The following is an 18,638-nucleotide window of genomic DNA, read 5'->3' as shown; positions in this document are numbered from 1 at the left end:
TTAATGGTTCAATAAAAGTTTGAATTTTTCTTCTTTCAATTCACTAGATAGGATCGTTTGATAAATACTATCCCAATCCTCTTTTTGTTCTTTCTCATCTTTAACCTGAATAGGATAAGAATCTTCATGTTCAAATGCATATGTAGGTAAAGAAACAGGAGGAATTAAAACAGCTGCTTTCTTCAGTTCTTCTGACACAACACCATCCTCAATCCATCTAACTAATAAAGAATCTTGACAATTGTTTTCTTTTATTTTCATGGATTTAGAATAATAAATTTCATCTTGATTAGAATCGCTAAAATTTTCTAAGAACCACGTTATTTTTTTTATTAAAATCGATTTACTTTCTGCTTGAATACCCACTTTAAAAGATAAATCTCTACTAATTTTAATGAGTGTTGCTGATAAAGACGGTAAATCAACATCTTCATTCAACAGGTAGGTTTTTATCTTTTTTAGATAATTCTGCAAACTGTTTTTACTATGTGCAGAGAAAATAAAATAATTTAAATTTATGTTTTGATTCCCATGCTCACTATACGGTTCTGCTCTATCTAGAATTATATTGGCATAAGATCCTCCCGCACCAAAAGAATTTATCATACTCATTTTCGGAAGACTTTTTGGCCAAACCTCTGTACTATTTTGGATTTTAAATGGTGTTTGTTTTAGAGATATTGCTTTATTTAAAGGATAAGAATTAATTGAGGGAACCAAAGTATTATGTCTAAATTGTAGCAATACTTTTATTATTTGGGAAATTCCAGAAACTGCTTCTAAATGACCAATATTAGCTTTAACTGCTCCTAAAACAATTTTACTTATTGACTGCTCTTTATTAAAAACTGATTTCAAAGCGGCAATCTCTATTGGGTCGCCTAATTCTGATCCATTTGCAGCACATTCTATATACCCTATATCTGATTTTTTAACTTGCGCTTTTTGTAAACTTTTTTCAATCAACTTTGCTTGCAAGCTCGGGTCGGGTGTTGTATATTTAAGTCTACCTCCTGAGTGATTTATTGTTGTACTTTTGATGATTCCATCAATACGATCATGATCCTCTATCGCTTTTAATAAAGGTTTGAGAAGTACTGCCCCTACTCCTTCTCCGGGTAAATACCCCGTTCCCTCACCAAAACTTTTGCTTTTAGTTCCTTTTTCTAAGTAAGAGGCATTTTCTAAAGCAGAAAACTTAGTGTGATCTAATGTTAAATTAACCGCTCCAACTAATGCCATACTACTGTTGCCCGACAAAATACTTTCACAAGCTGTATGTATTGCCGAAAAAGCACTAGAACAGGCTGTGTTAATTAATAGACTTGGCCCTATGAAATTAAAAAAATGAGATGTTCTGTTTGCTATTTGCCAATTACTCCAGTTAGTAGCTAATCTACCTGTCTCAGATTGAGAATAGCTTCCGTATTGATCATACATAGATCCAACAAAAACTCCAATTCCTTGATTTGTTTTGTCTTGAATATCTTTTAATCTTTCTTCATTATAACCTGCATCTTGAAGGGTTTCCCAAGCAATCTCTAAAAACAATCGCTCTTCTGGAGTTAATTGAACAACATCTTTATTTTCAATTCTAAATAAAGATGCATCGAATTTATCAATGTCATCTATAAAACCACCATAGTATTGTTTAGTTTTTGCAACTTTTCTAAAATCTGGCATTAATGATATACAATCTCTCCCTTTTTGTAAATTATCCCAAAAAGCTTCTACTGAATCTGATTTTGGAAATCTACCACTAAAACCAATAATAGCAATATCCTCAGATTCAACTTTTGAAAAAAAATATTCTTGTTTTGCTTTAAAAGAAACTACTTTTTCTGTCGGATATTCAACTGATGAGAGAATCTCTCCTTTACTTATTGGTTCTTTTTTTAAAGTCTCTAGATTTATCGGTTTATTGGAATTCATCATGTATTCCGACAACTCTTTTATATTTACATGTTCAAAAAGCAAAGTTTTTGATAGTTCTCCAAAAGTTTTACTAAGCTCTTTTAAAATATTCATTTGTATTATAGAATCAATTCCCATCTGATCAAATGGGGTTAACTCATTAAGTTCTTCTGATTCTTTTTTAATTATTTTACCAATTACTTTTTTGATAATCGCTGAAACATTAATCGCTTCTATTCCTTCTTTAGGTTGCATTAATACCCCTTTTTCAGCTTCATTAATTATAGCTAAAAATTTATCATGATTTCCTACTGCAACCATTACTTGACTTTCATTTCCTGATAAAACTTCATCTATAATTCCTGTAGCTTTATCAGTTTTAAGAGGGATTAAACCATATCTATTCTGAATTTCATTTTGAATTTCTAGTGGCATTTTCATTCCTCCATCCATCCAATAAGGCCAGTTAATGACTACTGTTTTTCCAAATCGCTGTTTTTTTTCAACTAATTGATTTCGGTATATTGCAAAATCATCAATAAATCCATTAGCAGCAGCATAAGATGTTTGACCTGTATTCCCAATTACTGAAATAATTGAAGAAAACAACATCATAAAATCTATTTTTTCTTCTTTAAAAACAGTATCTAGATTAATAGTACCCGCTACTTTTGGATGTAGAACTCTTTCGATGGATTCTTCTTTTATATTGTAAAATAATTCATCTTGATTTACTCCTGCTGCATGTATAATGCCGTTAATCTGACCAAATTTTGAAAGAATGTAGTTTTTCGTTTCAAGCAATTGTTTTGCATCACCTATATCTAATGATTTATACTCTGCTTGCGCTCCTAATTCTATTAAACCTTTTATTTGTTCTTCCCTTATTTCATCATATCTTGATCTACCTATAAATATAATTGTTGGAGAGATGACTTTAGATGCTATTATTTCTCCAAAATGTTTGCCAATCTTACCTGCTCCCCCAGTAATCAAATAAACCCCTCTATCTTTCCAAGGCATCAGTAATTGATTAGTAATTTCCTTCCATTTAAAACCATACATTTTCCCATTATCCAATACAATTTTCTTATTAGATCTATGGAAGCTTTTAGTAAGGTTTTCTATTATCTCTGAATACGTTTCTCTACAATTTTCAATGACTACAATTTGAAAGGATATGTTTTCATATTCTTGACACAAGCAACTAAATACACCACTAAACACATTGGAATAATTAATTCCTACTTCGTTTTTATAAAGGAAAAAGATTGTTTTTTCTGCTTTACTTCTTATTATTTCTCTAAGTAATGCAACTAAAGATTTAACTACTTTATAGACGTTTTTTATATCAGTTTCTGGTTTAAGAGTAAAAATTGATGTTTCAATCTCATCATTAATTACTAAAGAATTTAACTCTTTCAAAAATTCGTGTTCTCCATATCCTATGATAACTCTATTCTTTATAGTTCCCTTTGTATTTAATTCAAGAAGAACCCTTTTTTCTGGAGCATATAATTTTACTTCTTTACTACCTGTGTGCTCTTGAGATTTAAAAATCATATTATGAAACTCATAACAAATATCTCCTTGTTGGTTTATTATTTCAATTTGTATCTTATCGTCTTGCTTGTATGTATATACATATAAATCTTCCTCCGAGTCTAATAATGACTCATTAATTCTAAATGATTCGATATAAAATGGATAAACTGTTTTAGAGTTTTCTTTTGAAATAAAAAAGGCATACATGGCTATTTGCAAAGCTCCATCAAGAATTTGAATATCAAGCTCTTCTGATTTAGTTTGTCCAGATTTACTCGATTTAAGAATACCTATAGCCTCATTTTCCCTAAGTGAAAGTTTTTTTATAGTTCTAAAGCTGTTTCCATAATGATAGCCCTTTTCATCCATTCTACTATAAATTACATCTGATGTTACGTGTTCTTCATATTGGGATTGTAAGATTTCTATATCTCGTTTATCATTTTTTGACTTTTGGTTGAAACGAATCTCTGCCGAACAATACTCTTGATTATTTAACCTATTTATTATATTACAAACTACCTTATCTTCTTCCTCAACTTTTATTTCTGTATAAATTTCATATGGCTCATTGTTTGTAATCGGGTTTTTCCAAATTAACTCATCTATTCTGATAGATTTTGTCACCTCTGGAAAAGATTGATCAATACAATACCTAATCATTTCTAAATAGGCAACTCCTGGAAGAATTGACTTCTCCTCTATCTTATGCTCTTTAAAAAAAAACTCCTCTCCAGAAAAGTTACTTACAAATGCTTGTAAATTATATTGAGATTGATTATCATGTATGAAAGTGTTTTTATTTCTCTCTCTTTTGGTTTGATTATTGTTTGGTGTAATCCAAAAAAGATTCTTTTCGAATTCATAAAAAGGAAGAGATTCTCTTTTAGGTTTTAAATTTTTAAACAATTTTTTCCAGCTTAAATTTGATCCCCTTACAAAGAGTTCTGCTAAACCTTCCAACTGATTTTTTTCTAGATCTGTATATTTATTTATTCCTTCTAAATAGTTTTCAAACCATTCAATAAATAATGGTTGTGAATTGGTTTGATTATAATCAGTTGAATAATATTCTTTTTCAGATGCAGAAGTTCTAGGCTTTTTAACTAAAAAATTTTTCAATTCATCTAGATTGCTTACTATAAAAGCAGCTCTATGTGAGAGATGAGTTCTTCTCACTAATAAATTATGACTTATAGATAGTAAATCAACCGTTTCATTATTATTTAACCATTCCAATAGTTTATCTATATTGGTATTCAAAGCCTTGTTAGTATTACCAGATACACATATAAGATAGTTGTTACTTGAACTTATTTCAGACTGTACTATAATAGGTGTTTGTTCGAGAATTACATGAGCATTAGTTCCTCCAGATCCAAAACTACTAATTCCAGCGATTCGTTTACCATCATTTGGCACTTCCCATTTTCTAATCTCTTGATTAATTATCAGTGGTGAATTTGATAAATTAATATGTGGGTTCAATTCTTTAAAATTAGCTATTGGAGGAATAGATTCTTTTTCAAACGACAACAGTACTTTTACTAATCCTGCAAGCCCTGCCGCTGCTTCAAGGTGTCCTATATTCGTTTTCACTGAACCAATTAAACAACTATGTAGATTATTTGTATTTTTAAACACCTTATTTAAAGCGTTTATTTCTATAGGATCTCCTAATTTGGTTCCTGTTCCATGTGCCTCAACGAAAGTTACATCTTTGGCTTTTATTTTTGCATTTGCCAATGCTTTTTCAATTAAAGCAGATTGTTGATTTGGATTTGGCACTGTAATTCCTCCTGCATATCCTCCATGATTAATAGCAGAACCTTTAATTAAAGCATAAGGAATGTCTTGATCTTGCACGGCTTTTGATAGTGGCTTTATAAGTAAAGATATAATTCCTTCTCCTCGAACATATCCAGCAGCATCTTTATCAAATGTTCTACAAAGCCCTTCTTTGTTTAACATTCCTGCTTTATAATACACCTGTGAATTAAAAGGGTGTAACATTATATTTACTCCTGAAACGATAGCCTGTTCACATTCATTATTTCTTATCGAATTAACAGCCTGATGTAGAGCTACTAAAGAACTAGAACAAGCGGTATCCAACTGTATACTAGGCCCTTTTAAATCATAAAAATGAGAAATTCTATTGGCTAAAACTGAAGTAGAAATTCCTACTCCAGAATGAGCAACACTATTTTCATTATCAATATATTTAGAATAATCTGAACCACTTGCTCCAACAAATACACCTGTATTGCTACCTTTAAATTGATCATTAGTAATACCAGCATCTTCTAAACAATGCCAGCAAATTTCTAATAACTTTCTCTGTTGAGGATCCATTGTTTCTGCTTCTAGAGGACTTATATTAAAAAAGTCTGCATCAAATAATGTAACATCTTTCATGAAACCTCCTAAATTGATTCCTTTATGTTCACTATTTACATCAATGTCTTCACTCCATTTCCACCTATTAAATGGCAACTCTTGAATAACATTTTTCCCTTCTTTAAGAATATTCCAAAATGCCTCTTTAGTTTCGATACCACCTGGAAGTTTAAAGGCTACACCAATAATTGCTATATCCTCTTCACTTTGGTTCTTTTTAAATTCATCTTCTTTTAAAATAGTAGACTGAGAATCTAATAAATTTACTCCTTTAACAAATTTGTTTGAAATTTGATCAATAGTGTACAAACCATAGAAGTCACTAGGGTTTACAGATAAATTATGGTTGACATTTAAAAACTCTGATAGCTCAAGAAATACAATGGATTCTATTCCTAAAGACCTAAGATCAGATTTTGTAGTAAAAAATTGACTGGGAAACATTTTTGAAAAAAAAGATATCAATAAACTATCTAATGTTTTTTTATCGATCGTAACATTATCAATCTCCATTGTACTATTATCAATAATTTTAGAGATGTCTTTAGGCTCCTTTTCAAGGTAAACCTCTTTTTTAGTTATTGGGAATACTATTTTTTTTAACGTAAAAATTTTTGCAATTAGTTTATTATCTTTCTTTCTATATAAAGACGATACTAATTTTATTGTATTAGATTCTTCAATAATGTAATTTTCTAAAACATACAAAAGTTCATCGTTAACATTTGCGTTTCCATAATAATGAATATCTCTAGCTAAGGAATATCCTATTTCAGCCCAGTTGAAATCTTCTTTATCTATTCTTTCATAATTTTCTTGAAAATAATATCGCTCACATTTATCACTTATTTTTGGATAGGATGCAAAATATAATAAACCTACTCCATTAATATCATCATATGGATCTATATCATAGCTCTTAGTAAAACCACACTTTTCTTCTAAATCAAAACAATGTCCTACTGTTTCAAACTGTTTTTTATTATTCCCATCATTATTGTTTATACTCGAAAAAAGAGTTCCTTTTAGATTAAAAAAAGCACTAGCAAAATCAGGTAGATTTTGATAAACAATCGTTTTTATTTTTTTTACATTAAGCGGTTTCCCCTTTGATAATTGCTGATTGTTTCCTGATTTTCTACTTGAAAAAACAGACATTAAGCTAGCTTTAATTTCCTTATCGTCTCCCAATAATACATCTTCACTAAAAAACATCTTATTACCATATAATGCTAAATCGCCTTTTAATCGAACTTTTTCGTTTTCATTAAAATCATATAAACAACTTGACTTCATACACCATTGTAATCTAACGAAACTAGCATATAAGCGTTCTCCATTACTATCTATAATCTCATCAGATTTAGAATCTAGCGCATCTGCAATCATATTCCAATGAACATCACCTAACTCCTTTAATAACCAATTTTCAGACATTCCTCCAGAAAGCATTTGAGGTATGTTTAATAGATAATCTCTAGTACATGTCATGTTCTTATTATTACTCATAGTTGTTCGGTGTTACTCAATTTTTACTTTATAACAATTCTTTAATATAAAGACATATACAATTATTCTAGTCTTGTTTTCTTTTCAGACCATTTAATAAAAACAATGTGCTATCCAGTGGAAATTTTACTTTATTTTTAAGCAATAGGAATTTAGAGCATGTTTCAAAAAATTATGAAACATACTTAAAAACAATACATTATAGTCTTAAAAAATAAGACAATAACACGTAATAAAACTGACTTTAGCCAATCTTATTAAATTAAAAAATATTGTATAAAAAAAGTTTTTAAGGGGGGAAATGTGAATGCATGAGATTAATGTTTTAGTTTATTTGTTTGTTTGTAATTGCTAATTTAAGAAACAAAAAAGCATAATTAAACGAAAACCATGTTAAAAAAAAGTTAAATAACCTGAAAAAATATTCGATTTTACACTCCTAATCATCTCTAAATTAGGAACAAAAAACCAGCTCTCTTTTATAATAAAATACAAAATTGTTTTCACAGATAATTTTAAAAATAGACCTCTCAAAATTCAACAAGAAAACTCACTAGAAAATAAATCAACAACACGATAAAAAGAAATTATAATTAAAATTACTTAATTTCAGTTTCTTTTATCGATTCACAAAAATCATTCTCTCCAAATACAAGTTAAGTCACTAAAATCAATTCTGATTAGCAAAACACACTAAGTATTTTCATTTAGCAACAAAAACAAAAAACTTATAAGGAGTAATTTTTAAAATAGCCTTAAAATTTAGAATAACATCTTTAATCTAAGATAAATTTATTTTATTTACTTAATCATTATTATCAATAAGCAAAATATAACTTTCCTTTTTTTATATCTAGAAAAGCTTATTCTTCTATTATACAAAAATCAACCGAAAAAAATCATCAATATATTTTAAGAAGAATAAATTCATTAAATTTAAAAACGTAACAAGAATGAAAATGTCAGAATGAATTAAGATACTGTCTAAGTAAAATAAAATCCAATTAACAATTGAATCTTACATGAATCAATTAAATTTATCATTACTACATGGAAATCACAAAAAAAGAGACGAAAAAAACTTTTTGAAACAAAAAAAAAAGCTTCAAACTAAGTTTGAAGCTTTTGTACTCAAGGCGGGACTTGAACCCGCACGGGCATTACTACCCACTGGATTTTAAGTCCAGCGTGTCTACCAATTCCACCACTCAAGCAAATTAATTTTGGTAGCGAATTATAAATTAATTTACAATTCTTTTATTCTCAATAAATATTCAATAAGATTACTTCCTTATTGCGAGTGCAAATATAACACTTCTTTTTGTTTTCACAATGTTTTTTCAAAAAAACATTGTTTTTTCTTAAACAAGAGCATAACTAAGCAAGTTACAATGTTCTGTAAATTATGTTTTGTAAATTATTCGTAACAATTTACAACTAATAACTACTTATAATAAACCAAAAACCTAAAACATGATTAAACAATTCATAACTTTAGAATGGAAAGCCTTCTTTAGGTCATCGTCTTTCTCTTCTAACATAGCTATAAAAATCCTAATGGCTTTTGTCGCAATATATTTCATTGCAACCTTTATCGGCTTAGGTATTGGATCATACTTCCTACTAGAAAAAGCAGGACTTGATCCTTTTCCAACCATAAACAAATTCATCATCTATTATTTAGTTATGGATTTACTAATTCGCTTCTTTTTTCAAAAAATGCCTTCTTTAACTATTCGCCCATTTTTAAATCAGAATATAAAGAAAAATAGTATTGTTCATTATACACTGAATAAAACCATCCTTTCATTCTTTAATTTTATCCATTGGTTTTTCTTCATTCCTTTCACTATTATTTTAATAACAAAAGATTTCACTCCATTTAGTAGTCTTATTTGGGGCTTAAGCATGTTATTAATCATTTATTGCAATAATTTCATAGCTATTCTAATCGATAAAAAAGATAGTCTTTTTTACTCAGTTGTTGGTCTTTTTGCTATTTTAGGAATACTTCAGTATTACAACATTTTCGACATCACACAATACACTTATATTGCATTTGAAAACATATACAATCAACCTTTTTTAACAATCATTCCTTTAATACTACTTTCTGTATTGTATTATTTTAATTTCACATTTTTTAAATCTAATTTATACTTAGATGCAGGATTATCTATCAAACAAGACAATGCCACTACAGAAAACCTTACATGGCTAGATCAGTTAGGAAGCTTAGGCACATTCTTAAAAAACGACATTCGTCTTTTAAAAAGAAACAAAAGAGCAAAGTCTACTCTCATAATGAGTTCGATGTTTTTATTCTATGGATTATTGTTTTTTACCAATTCGATTGAAGCTTACAACGCTCCCGTTTGGAAAATATTTGCGGGTATATTTGTTTCAGGTGGTTTTCTTTTAAACTTTGGACAATTTGTTCCTAGCTGGGACAGTTCCTATTACCCATTAATGATGACACAAAACATTACCTATAGAGATTATTTATCTTCAAAATGGTGGTTAATGGTCATTGGAACAATCATTTCTACACTACTTGCTTCATTCTATTTATATTTTGGCTGGGAAGTCTATTTTGCAATAATTGTTGGAGCCATTTTTAACATAGGTGTAAGTTCCCATTTAGTTCTTCTTGGTGGTGCATACATCAAAACACCTATAGACCTAACATCAAACAAAAATGCATTCGGAGATAAAAAAGCATTCAATTTAAAAACACTTTTAATTTCATTACCGAAACTTGTATTACCAATGATTGTATATGCTATAGGTCATTATACATTAGGCTGGCAATATGGCTATCTTTTTGTTGCACTTACTGGAATATTAGGTTTTGCCTTTAAAAATAGAGTTTTCAAAGCTATTGAAGCTATTTACAAAAAAGAAAAATATGCCACTCTTGAAGCTTACAAACAAAAAAAATAGTATACACTTATTAATCACACTTTCTCTAACTTTAGAATTACATAAAAATGATACACGTTTCAAACATTCAGAAATCTTATAACGGAGTAACCGTATTAAATATAGAAAATTTAGAAATCCCTAAAGGTCAAAGCTTTGGTCTTGTTGGAAATAATGGAGCTGGAAAAACTACATTTTTCAGCTTACTTTTAGATCTAATTCAACCTTCAAGCGGTAAAATAACATCAAACTCAATACAAATAAACACAAGTGAAGCTTGGAAGGTTTTTACAAGTTCTTTTATAGACGAAACGTTTCTAATTGGCTATTTAACACCCGAAGAGTATTTTTACTTTATAGGAGAACTAAGAGGATGGAACAAAGCAGATGTAGATAATTTCCTGAAAGATTATGTGGATTTTTTCAACGGTGAAATTTTAAACAACAAAAAACACCTTAGAGATCTATCTAAAGGTAATGCTAAAAAAGCAGGCATAGTTGGTGCTTTAATTGGTAATCCTGAAGTTGTTATTTTAGATGAGCCATTTGCTAATCTTGACCCAACAACACAAATAAGATTAAAGAAAATTATTAAATCTTTAGCAGAAGACAAAAACACAACTGTTTTAGTATCCAGTCATGATCTACAACACACTGTTGAAGTTTCTGATAGAATCGTTGTTTTGGAAAAAGGCAACATCGTTAAAGATCTTATTCCATCTACAGAAACATTAAAAGAACTAGAAGCATTCTTTTCGGCATAAAATAAAAACTGTCAGGGTTTTTTAATCCTGACAGTTGCTTTTATCTAGCTAAATAATGCTTTCAATTCTGTTGCCTCGCTTGGCTTCATTTTTCCAGCCAAAACCAAACTTAATTGCTTTCTTCTTAAAGCCGCTTCATATCTTTCTTTTTCAAGTTCCGTTTCTGGCTCTACAGGAGGAACCTGAATTGGTCTTCCTGTCTCATCTACAGCTACAAATGTATAAATCGCTTCATTCGCTTTATGCTTCACACCCGATTCTCTATCTTCAATCCAAACATCAATAAAAATCTCCATTGAAGTATTAAACGTTCTAGACACTTTAGATTCAACCGTTACCACACTTCCTAATGGAATTGCTCTGTTAAACGCTACGTGATTTACCGAAGCTGTTACGCAAATTCTTCTAGAATGTCTTCTTGCAGTAATACTTGCTGCTCTATCCATTCTCGCCAAAAGCTCTCCACCAAAAAGGTTATTTAATGGGTTTGTTTCTCCTGGCAACACTAAGTCTGTTAATGTAGTAACTGATTCCGAAGGATATTTTGTATGCATTGTTGTTTTTTTTACAAAGATAACAAGCAAATTAGAATTCAAGACATAAAAAAATCCCAAAAAGGGATTTTTTTTACTCTATTAGAATCCAGCAATCTGCTTTATCTACTTTTAATAATCTGTTTTTTTCTACTTCTGCCTCTTCTTCCGTTTTAAAACTCGAATAAGCAACCGGAATTAATCCATTACTATTCTGTTTCAAAATATGAGCAGGATACCCTTCTTCTTTTAAAATTTTCAATGCTTTTTTAGCATTTGCTTCACTTCTAAATGCCCCTGCAATTAAATGAAAAGGAGATGCTTTTTCTTCTTTAACAATAAGTTCAACAGGATTAATTGGAGAGTCTATAAAGAAAGTTGCTTCTTGGATTGTACTTTGCACTTTTCTTTGCACTTCTTTTTTTACAAGAAATGTATCAATTTCTACTTGTTGATCATGTTGAATTTTATATGCTGCTGTTCCTGCTCCAAAAAACAAGGTTATTGCTGCTGCGTATTTCAAGAAAGAATAACTCTTTTTTCTTTCAGCAGTAAAAATTATAGGAACTTTTGCTTCTAAAACTTCAACTTGCTCTTTTAAAGCTTCTCGCTTCATTTCTGGAATAACAAAACTATTTAATCCAAAAGATGAAACTAAATAGTTTACAGAAGTTGATGGCTCAAATATCCATTTTTGATCACTGTTTATAAATATATCTCCTATATTGTTTAAGACAATTCTATCTTTTTTATAAATTGAATCCATCCAAACACTTACTTGAGCGTTTATTTTTTCAAGTGCTTCATCATAGGTTACTTTTTCTTGTAAAGAAATATGATTCGCCAACAAGCCATCATTATTCTTAATATTCATATTAAAAAAGATCACTTTTCTTGGAGGAATGAACGTACAAGCACTACCACTTATCTGTGCAGACTGATTTTCTGTTACAAATGCACCAAAACCTGGAACAGTAACACATTGATAACGATATAATAAATCGGATATGTATTTATCTAACTTCATAATTACAAAGTTAAGTAAACAATACTATTCTCAAAATGTTATCAACAAATGTTATTAACAATTTTATTTTTTCAGGAAACTGATAAAAATCATCTTCTATATTACAAATTGGTTTTACCTTTGACTATATTCAAAGTAACAAATTCTAAAGAACATGAAAAAAACAGTTATGAGCCTTACCGTAACAGCAACTTTATTACTTATTAGTTGTGGTCAAAACAAAGAACAAGAAAACTTCGGAAAATCAACTGAAGAGCAAACTGTTTCAATAACAGAAGCGACACCCAATCCACTAATTAACGAAGGAAAAGAACTCTTTGAAGGAAAAGGTACTTGTGTCGCTTGCCACAATCCAGACAAAAAAATAATAGGACCAAGTATCAAAGAAATTGCTAATTTATACAAAACAACAAATTCAAACATTGTAGCTTTTCTTAAAGAAGAGAGCGATCCGATTGTAGATCCTTCTCAGTATGAAATTATGAAAACGAATTTTTCAATTACTAAAAAAATGTCAGACAAAGAACTTCAAGCTTTAGAGAGCTATATACTAAGCTATGCAGACTAATCAATAACCATTTTAAATCCTACTCTTGGAATATTTTCAATTTTAACATTTGGTTCTTCTTTAAGAATTTTTCGTAATCTAGAAATAAAAACATCTAAACTTCTTCCTGAGAAATAATCATCATTTTCCCATAAAGACGTAAGTATTTTTTCTCTTTTAAGAACTGTATTTGTATTATCTAAAAACAGCTTTAATAATCCCGCTTCTCTTTCTGTAAGTGTGATTTCTTTTTTATCGCTTTTTAGAAAATAATTTTCATACACAAACTCAAAAGAACCAATTACATACACTTTATTTGATTTCTCTATTACTTTTTGACTTCTATTAAGAAAAATTTCAATTTTAAGTATCAATTCTTCTATTGAGTAGGGTTTTACTAGATAATCATCTGCTCCAAGCCTTAACCCTTTTATTCGGTCTTCTTTCATTGTCTTTGCAGAAAGAAAAATGATTGGAATTTCTTCATTTCTTTTTCTAATTTCTGTTGCAATTTCAAAACCATCCATATCTGGCAGCATTATATCTAACACACACAGATCAAACTCTTCATTACAAAATTTCTGAAACGCATCTGCCCCATTACCACAATGAATTACTTCAAAATGCTGTTCTAAATTATCAGCCGTTAAAAAAGCCAATGTTTCATCATCTTCTACATATAAAATTCGCTTTTTACTCATAAATATCTGTTTTTGGAATTTGAATTAAAATCGTTAAACCCGACAATGTTGAATCTGCTTTTATTTTCCAATTATGTAATTCACAAATCTTTTTCACATAAGCAAGTCCAATTCCGAACCCTTCAATCTCTTTACTATCTTTTCTTTCTACTCTATAAAATTTATCAAAAATAAAGGGCAAATCTTTTTCTGGAACTCCTGCACCATTATCTGTAATTGATAAATCTATATATTTTTGATTTTCATTCACCATAATTGTCACTTCTGGGTTCTCAGGCGTATACTTAATTGCATTATCTACAATATTATAAAGTATATTATAAAAATGAAACTCATCAGCCATAACATAATAATTTTTAGGAAAAAGCAATAAACATGAAATCTCTTTCGGATATTTTAAACTTATATTTTCTTTTATTAATCTAAATATATTATTTAAATCTACTTTAGTTTTATTCAACTCTATATTATGACTATCCGTTTTAGCTAACGAAAGTATCTGTTCTATATGTTCATTTAACTTTTGACTTTGCGCTATAATTATCGCGATATATTTAGATAACTTAGGACTATCTTTAATTTCCTGTTGCGAGTTAGCATAATTAGATGCAATTAATATTGAAGCCAATGGTGTTTTAAACTCATGTGTCATATTATTAATGAAATCATTCTGTAAAACAGTGTATCTTTTTTGTTTCAACATTAACAATACCGAGTATACATATATTATTAACACAAAAAACAAAACAAGAGTATACAACCAATATTGTTTTAAACTATTAAAATAATTTTGGTTTAAGGTAGGAAAACGTACCGCAAAGTAATAAGTCAAATCTTGATTTCCAGTAAAACAATCTTCACATTTTTTATTCGCCTGTCCATTTGCTGCAATATAATTTCCATAGACCATATTATTAGAGCCACAATCATATATCGCATACTCAAAATCCAGACCTAGGTTTACTTTATTAAATTCTTTCTTCAAATAGAATTCTAGAATATTATTCTCAAAAACATCATTAACATTAACCACATAATAATTATGAGCTACTTTTTTAATTTGATTATTAACAATCAATTCCGTGTTATTATCTACATATATCCTTTCAACAACATCAAGTAAAGCATAATGAATCTTACTCTCTACCTCTTTCTTTTCGAATGAATACGCTTGATTAAGCAAAAAGACTTGCATTATTACGACTCCTAAAATCGCAAGAAAACCTATAAGTATTACTACATTAAACTTGGTTAATTTCATCTACAATAATATATTGAGTGTTATAATTCATAATTATTCTATAATATTACATGATTTTAATTCAACTCCATCTCTGTTAACAAGTCATTAACAATCATTATAAGTTGATTAACAACAAAGTTATTATTAGTTTTTACATTTGTAGAACAAAATTATTAAATATAAAATTGAAAAATATGAAAGCGATAAAATTATCTATAGTAGCATTATTCATTTCGACTATATCATTTGCACAAAGTGCAGTTACAAAAGCTCCTTCTACAGTTGCACAAACTAAAACTTCTGCAATTAAATGGGCTAACGAAACTCATGAATTTGGTGATATTGAAAAGGGGAAGCCAGTTTCATATGAATTCTCTTTCACAAATACCACAAGCGAAACAATTCTAGTAACTAACGTAAAACCATCTTGTGGTTGTACTGCTACTAATTACACAAAGACTCCTATTAAACCAGGAGAAAAAGGAATGGTAACAGCTACTTATAATGCTGCTGCTCCAGGAAATTTCCACAAAACTGTAACAGTAACAACTAGTGAAGAAGGTGCTGCTCCAAAAGTTTTGGTTATCAAAGGAAAAGTAATTACTGAAAATGAAAAATCAGTAATGTTTAAATAATAAAACAACAATTTTTTTATATCTTACTTACGAAAAACCATCTTTTTATTAAGATGGTTTTTTTTATCTTTATAAAATGGAAACTGCTTTTATAAACACACCTTTAGGGACTGCTAAGATTAAAGGAGACGAAAATGGAGTCTCAGTGATTTCTATTTTACAAGAAGGAGAAATCTCGAAAGAAATACCGCTAGAACTTAAAGAAGCAGTTAGTCAATTAAATGATTATTTTGAAGGCAATAGAACTCAATTTACTTTTGAAATAAATCCAAAGGGCACCGATTTTCAAAAGAAAGTCTGGAAAGCCTTATTAGAAATTCCATATGGAAAAACAATTTCCTATTTAGATCTCTCAAAACAACTTGGAGATGTTAAAGCCATTAGAGCAGTAGCTTCTGCTAATGGAAAAAATCCTCTCTGGATTGTTGTTCCTTGCCATCGTGTTATTGGTACAGACGGCTCTCTTACTGGATATGCTGGTGGTTTATGGAGAAAGAAATGGTTAATTGATCATGAAAACCCAGTTAAGCAACAAAGTCTTTTCTGAAAATTTTAAAAACGTATACTTTTTCATTACTTTTATGCTTATAAATTCACAAACATAACATGAAATTAATAAAAAAGTTTTTTAAATGGCTTGCCTTATTTTTGGTTTCCGTAATTATACTAATGTATATTTTTGATGTAGATTATCTCCTTAGAGCAGTTAGAACCATCTATTTTAGAAGATACACAACGGCTTTTTTAGAAGATTATACTCATTTTCCAAATAGAGAAATTAAAAAAGGAACAGCACAACCTTGGAATCTTTCAAAAGACTATAATACAATCCCCGCAACCGAAGCATTAGAAAAAACACACAAAGAACTAAAAACCGCTTCCTATTTAATCATTCAAAATGATAGTCTTTTTCATGAAAGCTATTTCGATGGTTACACCAAAGATTCTAAATCGAATTCTTTTTCTATGGCAAAAAGTATCATTACAATGGCACTTGGAAAAGCAATAATGGAAGGTAAAATAAAAGACTTAAACCAGAAAGTAACCGATTTTTTTCCAGAACTTAAAGGAGAATTTGCTAAAGATGTTACTGTTGGTGATTTATCTTCTATGGCTTCAGGGTTAAGTTGGGATGAAAAATATTATAGTCCATTTTCTATTGTTACAAGAGCTTATTTTGATAATGATTTAAAAAAGGTTATTCTTGGATTAGAAATTAATAAGAAGCCCGGACAATCTTTCAAATATTTAAGTGGGGCTACACAATTACTTGCCATGTGTATTGAAAAAGCAACAGGAGAATATGTTTCTGATTATGTTTCTAAACATTTTTGGCAACCTATGGGAGCTGAAAATGAAGCGCTATGGCAATTAGATCATGCACCAGATGGAATTGAAAAAGCCTATTGCTGCATTGCTAGTAATGCAAGAGATTTTGCTCGTTTCGGAAAGCTTTACTTAAATAACGGTAGCTGGAACGGGAAACAACTATTAGATTCTAGTTTTGTTCAAAAATGTATTACTCCACGTTTCCTAGAAAGTCCAGAATATGGATATGGTTTTTGGATGCAAACAATAAACAATAAAAAACTTTTCTACATGAGAGGTCATTTAGGACAATTTGTTATTGTAATCCCAGAAGACAATTTAATTATAGTTCGTTTAGGACATATTAAAGGACTTCAAACTGAAACTGACCCTCATAGTAACGATCTTTATATCTATGTTAACGAAGCTTATAAAATGTTAGCTCAAAGAAAATAACGTCCAGTTATGAATAGTCATTTTTCTGGTTTAAATAACCGACAAAAAATCAATGATTACAAGAAAAATAATCGTCGAGAAAAATTAGACACAAGAAAAAACAGTTTGAGTGAAGCGTCTCTTAATGAAGAAAATCCTATTCCTCCTGTTTCTGAAGAAAAACTAAACAAAGTCAAGAACGAAATAAAAGAACGAATGCAAAAAAACAATAGGAAAGTTACTCGACTGTATACTTCTCTTTTTGTTATTGTAGTAACTTTAGCAATGATGATAAAATATAATATTTTTTAAATTCTATTTTCAAAACAATACTAAATGATTGAAAAAATAAACCTCAACAATATACTATTTTTAGATATTGAAACTGTACCAGAATATAATAGTTATTTAGGTATGGATGAAGAAACAAAAAAACTATGGGAACACAAAACACAATACCAAAGAAAAGACGAAGTAACTGCTGAAGATTTTTATGAGAGAGCGGGAATTTGGGCTGAATTTGGTAAGATTATTACAATTTCTGTTGGATATTTTACTAATAAAGCAGACATCCGAAACTTTAGAGTGACTAGTTTTTGGGGAGAAGAAAAGAAAATACTTCAAGATTTTTCCAACTTACTGAACAATCATTTCAACCAACCACAACATGTTTTATGCGGCCATAATGCAAAAGAGTTTGATATTCCTTTTATGGCTCGTCGCATGATTATCAATTCTGTTCCCTTGCCTGATAAATTAAATTTATTTGGTAAAAAGCCTTGGGAAGTACCTCACCTTGACACTCTTGAGTTATGGAAATTTGGAGATTTTAAACATTTTACTTCTTTAAAACTACTTACAAAAGTTTTAGGAGTTCCTTCTCCAAAAGATGACATCGACGGTAGTGAAGTTGCACATGTTTTTTATATAGAAAACGATATTGATAGAATTATTACCTATTGTGAAAAAGATGTTATTGCTGTGGCACAAATCTTTCTTAGATTTAGAAGAGAAGATTTATTAATTGACGATGAGATTATTCATGTATAAACATTCATTTACTAGCTCTTTTTTTAAGAGGCTTATTTTTAACAAACACAAAAAAAAGAGCTATTCCTAGCTCTTTTTTGTTATCCTATAATATTGTAAAAAATT

13 protein-coding genes and 1 tRNA gene are annotated in these 18,638 nt (G+C 29.5%); 8 read left to right on the top strand and 6 right to left on the bottom strand.

Features of this window, described 5'->3' with window-relative positions; genetic code table 11:
• On the bottom strand, window positions 1-7,368 hold the full coding sequence (locus L2Z92_RS09410) for an SDR family NAD(P)-dependent oxidoreductase (protein WP_236458581.1): 7,368 nt from the start codon (window positions 7,366-7,368) through the stop codon (window positions 1-3).
• A 1,128-nt stretch (window positions 7,369-8,496) separates the two neighbouring features.
• A tRNA-Leu gene (locus tag L2Z92_RS09405) sits at window positions 8,497-8,582 on the bottom strand.
• A gap of 259 nt (window positions 8,583-8,841) precedes the next feature.
• Between L2Z92_RS09405 and L2Z92_RS09400 the strand changes: the two genes are divergently transcribed.
• Both L2Z92_RS09400 and L2Z92_RS09395 read left to right on the top strand, forming a co-directional pair.
• Complete coding sequence (locus tag L2Z92_RS09400) at window positions 8,842-10,311, top strand: DUF5687 family protein (RefSeq protein ID WP_236458579.1); 1,470 nt, start codon at window positions 8,842-8,844, stop codon at window positions 10,309-10,311.
• Window positions 10,312-10,358: 47 nt separating this feature from the next.
• Window positions 10,359-11,054, top strand: a complete 696-nt coding sequence (locus L2Z92_RS09395; RefSeq protein ID WP_236458577.1) for an ABC transporter ATP-binding protein — start codon at window positions 10,359-10,361, stop codon at window positions 11,052-11,054.
• A 44-nt stretch (window positions 11,055-11,098) separates the two neighbouring features.
• Here the strand turns inward: L2Z92_RS09395 and L2Z92_RS09390 are convergent, their stop codons facing one another.
• A complete protein-coding gene (locus L2Z92_RS09390) occupies window positions 11,099-11,608 on the bottom strand; it encodes an acyl-CoA thioesterase (protein ID WP_236458575.1) in 510 nt (169 codons plus the stop codon).
• 73 nt (window positions 11,609-11,681) lie between these two features.
• A complete protein-coding gene (locus tag L2Z92_RS09385) occupies window positions 11,682-12,614 on the bottom strand; it encodes an HU domain-containing protein (protein WP_236458574.1) in 933 nt (310 codons plus the stop codon).
• A 154-nt stretch (window positions 12,615-12,768) separates the two neighbouring features.
• Between L2Z92_RS09385 and L2Z92_RS09380 the strand changes: the two genes are divergently transcribed.
• Entirely contained in the window at window positions 12,769-13,182 is a 414-nt protein-coding gene (locus L2Z92_RS09380; protein ID WP_236458572.1) for a c-type cytochrome, read from the top strand.
• On the opposite strand, the gene L2Z92_RS09375 is transcribed toward L2Z92_RS09380, so the two are convergent.
• A complete protein-coding gene (locus tag L2Z92_RS09375) occupies window positions 13,179-13,862 on the bottom strand; it encodes a response regulator transcription factor (RefSeq protein ID WP_236458571.1) in 684 nt (227 codons plus the stop codon). The genes L2Z92_RS09380 and L2Z92_RS09375 overlap by 4 nt on opposite strands.
• Window positions 13,855-15,123: a sensor histidine kinase gene (locus tag L2Z92_RS09370; RefSeq protein WP_236458569.1), complete on the bottom strand. Its 1,269-nt coding sequence runs from the start codon at window positions 15,121-15,123 to the stop codon at window positions 13,855-13,857. Before L2Z92_RS09370 ends, L2Z92_RS09375 begins: the two co-directional genes overlap by 8 nt.
• Before the next feature lie 176 nt (window positions 15,124-15,299).
• Between L2Z92_RS09370 and L2Z92_RS09365 the strand changes: the two genes are divergently transcribed.
• The 5 genes from L2Z92_RS09365 (at window position 15,300) to L2Z92_RS09345 (ending at window position 18,533) form a co-directional block, all read left to right on the top strand.
• Entirely contained in the window at window positions 15,300-15,740 is a 441-nt protein-coding gene (locus L2Z92_RS09365; RefSeq protein WP_236458568.1) for a DUF1573 domain-containing protein, read from the top strand.
• A gap of 76 nt (window positions 15,741-15,816) precedes the next feature.
• A complete protein-coding gene (locus L2Z92_RS09360) occupies window positions 15,817-16,287 on the top strand; it encodes a methylated-DNA--[protein]-cysteine S-methyltransferase (RefSeq protein ID WP_236458566.1) in 471 nt (156 codons plus the stop codon).
• A 59-nt stretch (window positions 16,288-16,346) separates the two neighbouring features.
• Window positions 16,347-17,504 carry a serine hydrolase domain-containing protein gene (locus L2Z92_RS09355; RefSeq protein ID WP_236458564.1) on the top strand — a complete coding sequence of 386 codons (1,158 nt, stop codon included), beginning with the start codon at window positions 16,347-16,349 and terminating at the stop codon, window positions 17,502-17,504.
• Window positions 17,505-17,513: 9 nt separating this feature from the next.
• Window positions 17,514-17,795 (top strand): hypothetical protein, encoded by a 282-nt coding sequence (locus L2Z92_RS09350; protein WP_236458562.1) that lies wholly within the window; start codon window positions 17,514-17,516, stop codon window positions 17,793-17,795.
• 24 nt (window positions 17,796-17,819) lie between these two features.
• A complete protein-coding gene (locus tag L2Z92_RS09345) occupies window positions 17,820-18,533 on the top strand; it encodes a 3'-5' exonuclease (protein WP_236458561.1) in 714 nt (237 codons plus the stop codon).
• The last annotated feature ends 105 nt before the right edge of the window (window positions 18,534-18,638 follow it).

Origin of the sequence: Flavobacterium jumunjinense (genome assembly GCF_021650975.2) — a bacterium.
GTDB lineage: Bacteria > Bacteroidota > Bacteroidia > Flavobacteriales > Flavobacteriaceae > Flavobacterium > Flavobacterium jumunjinense.
Note: the sequence above shows the minus strand (reverse complement) of the source record. Positions and strands in the feature narration are given on the sequence as shown.

Excerpts from the sequence above, each read along its gene's own strand:
- L2Z92_RS09410 (WP_236458581.1), bottom strand. The coding sequence starts at position 7,368 with ATGAGTAATAATAAGAACATGACATGTACTAGAGATTATCTATTAAAC.
- L2Z92_RS09400 (WP_236458579.1), top strand. The coding sequence starts at position 8,842 with ATGATTAAACAATTCATAACTTTAGAATGGAAAGCCTTCTTTAGGTCA.
- L2Z92_RS09395 (WP_236458577.1), top strand. The coding sequence starts at position 10,359 with ATGATACACGTTTCAAACATTCAGAAATCTTATAACGGAGTAACCGTA.
- L2Z92_RS09390 (WP_236458575.1), bottom strand. The coding sequence starts at position 11,608 with ATGCATACAAAATATCCTTCGGAATCAGTTACTACATTAACAGACTTA.
- L2Z92_RS09385 (WP_236458574.1), bottom strand. The coding sequence starts at position 12,614 with ATGAAGTTAGATAAATACATATCCGATTTATTATATCGTTATCAATGT.
- L2Z92_RS09380 (WP_236458572.1), top strand. The coding sequence starts at position 12,769 with ATGAAAAAAACAGTTATGAGCCTTACCGTAACAGCAACTTTATTACTT.
- L2Z92_RS09375 (WP_236458571.1), bottom strand. The coding sequence starts at position 13,862 with ATGAGTAAAAAGCGAATTTTATATGTAGAAGATGATGAAACATTGGCT.
- L2Z92_RS09370 (WP_236458569.1), bottom strand. The coding sequence starts at position 15,123 with ATGAAATTAACCAAGTTTAATGTAGTAATACTTATAGGTTTTCTTGCG.
- L2Z92_RS09365 (WP_236458568.1), top strand. The coding sequence starts at position 15,300 with ATGAAAGCGATAAAATTATCTATAGTAGCATTATTCATTTCGACTATA.
- L2Z92_RS09360 (WP_236458566.1), top strand. The coding sequence starts at position 15,817 with ATGGAAACTGCTTTTATAAACACACCTTTAGGGACTGCTAAGATTAAA.
- L2Z92_RS09355 (WP_236458564.1), top strand. The coding sequence starts at position 16,347 with ATGAAATTAATAAAAAAGTTTTTTAAATGGCTTGCCTTATTTTTGGTT.
- L2Z92_RS09350 (WP_236458562.1), top strand. The coding sequence starts at position 17,514 with ATGAATAGTCATTTTTCTGGTTTAAATAACCGACAAAAAATCAATGAT.
- L2Z92_RS09345 (WP_236458561.1), top strand. The coding sequence starts at position 17,820 with ATGATTGAAAAAATAAACCTCAACAATATACTATTTTTAGATATTGAA.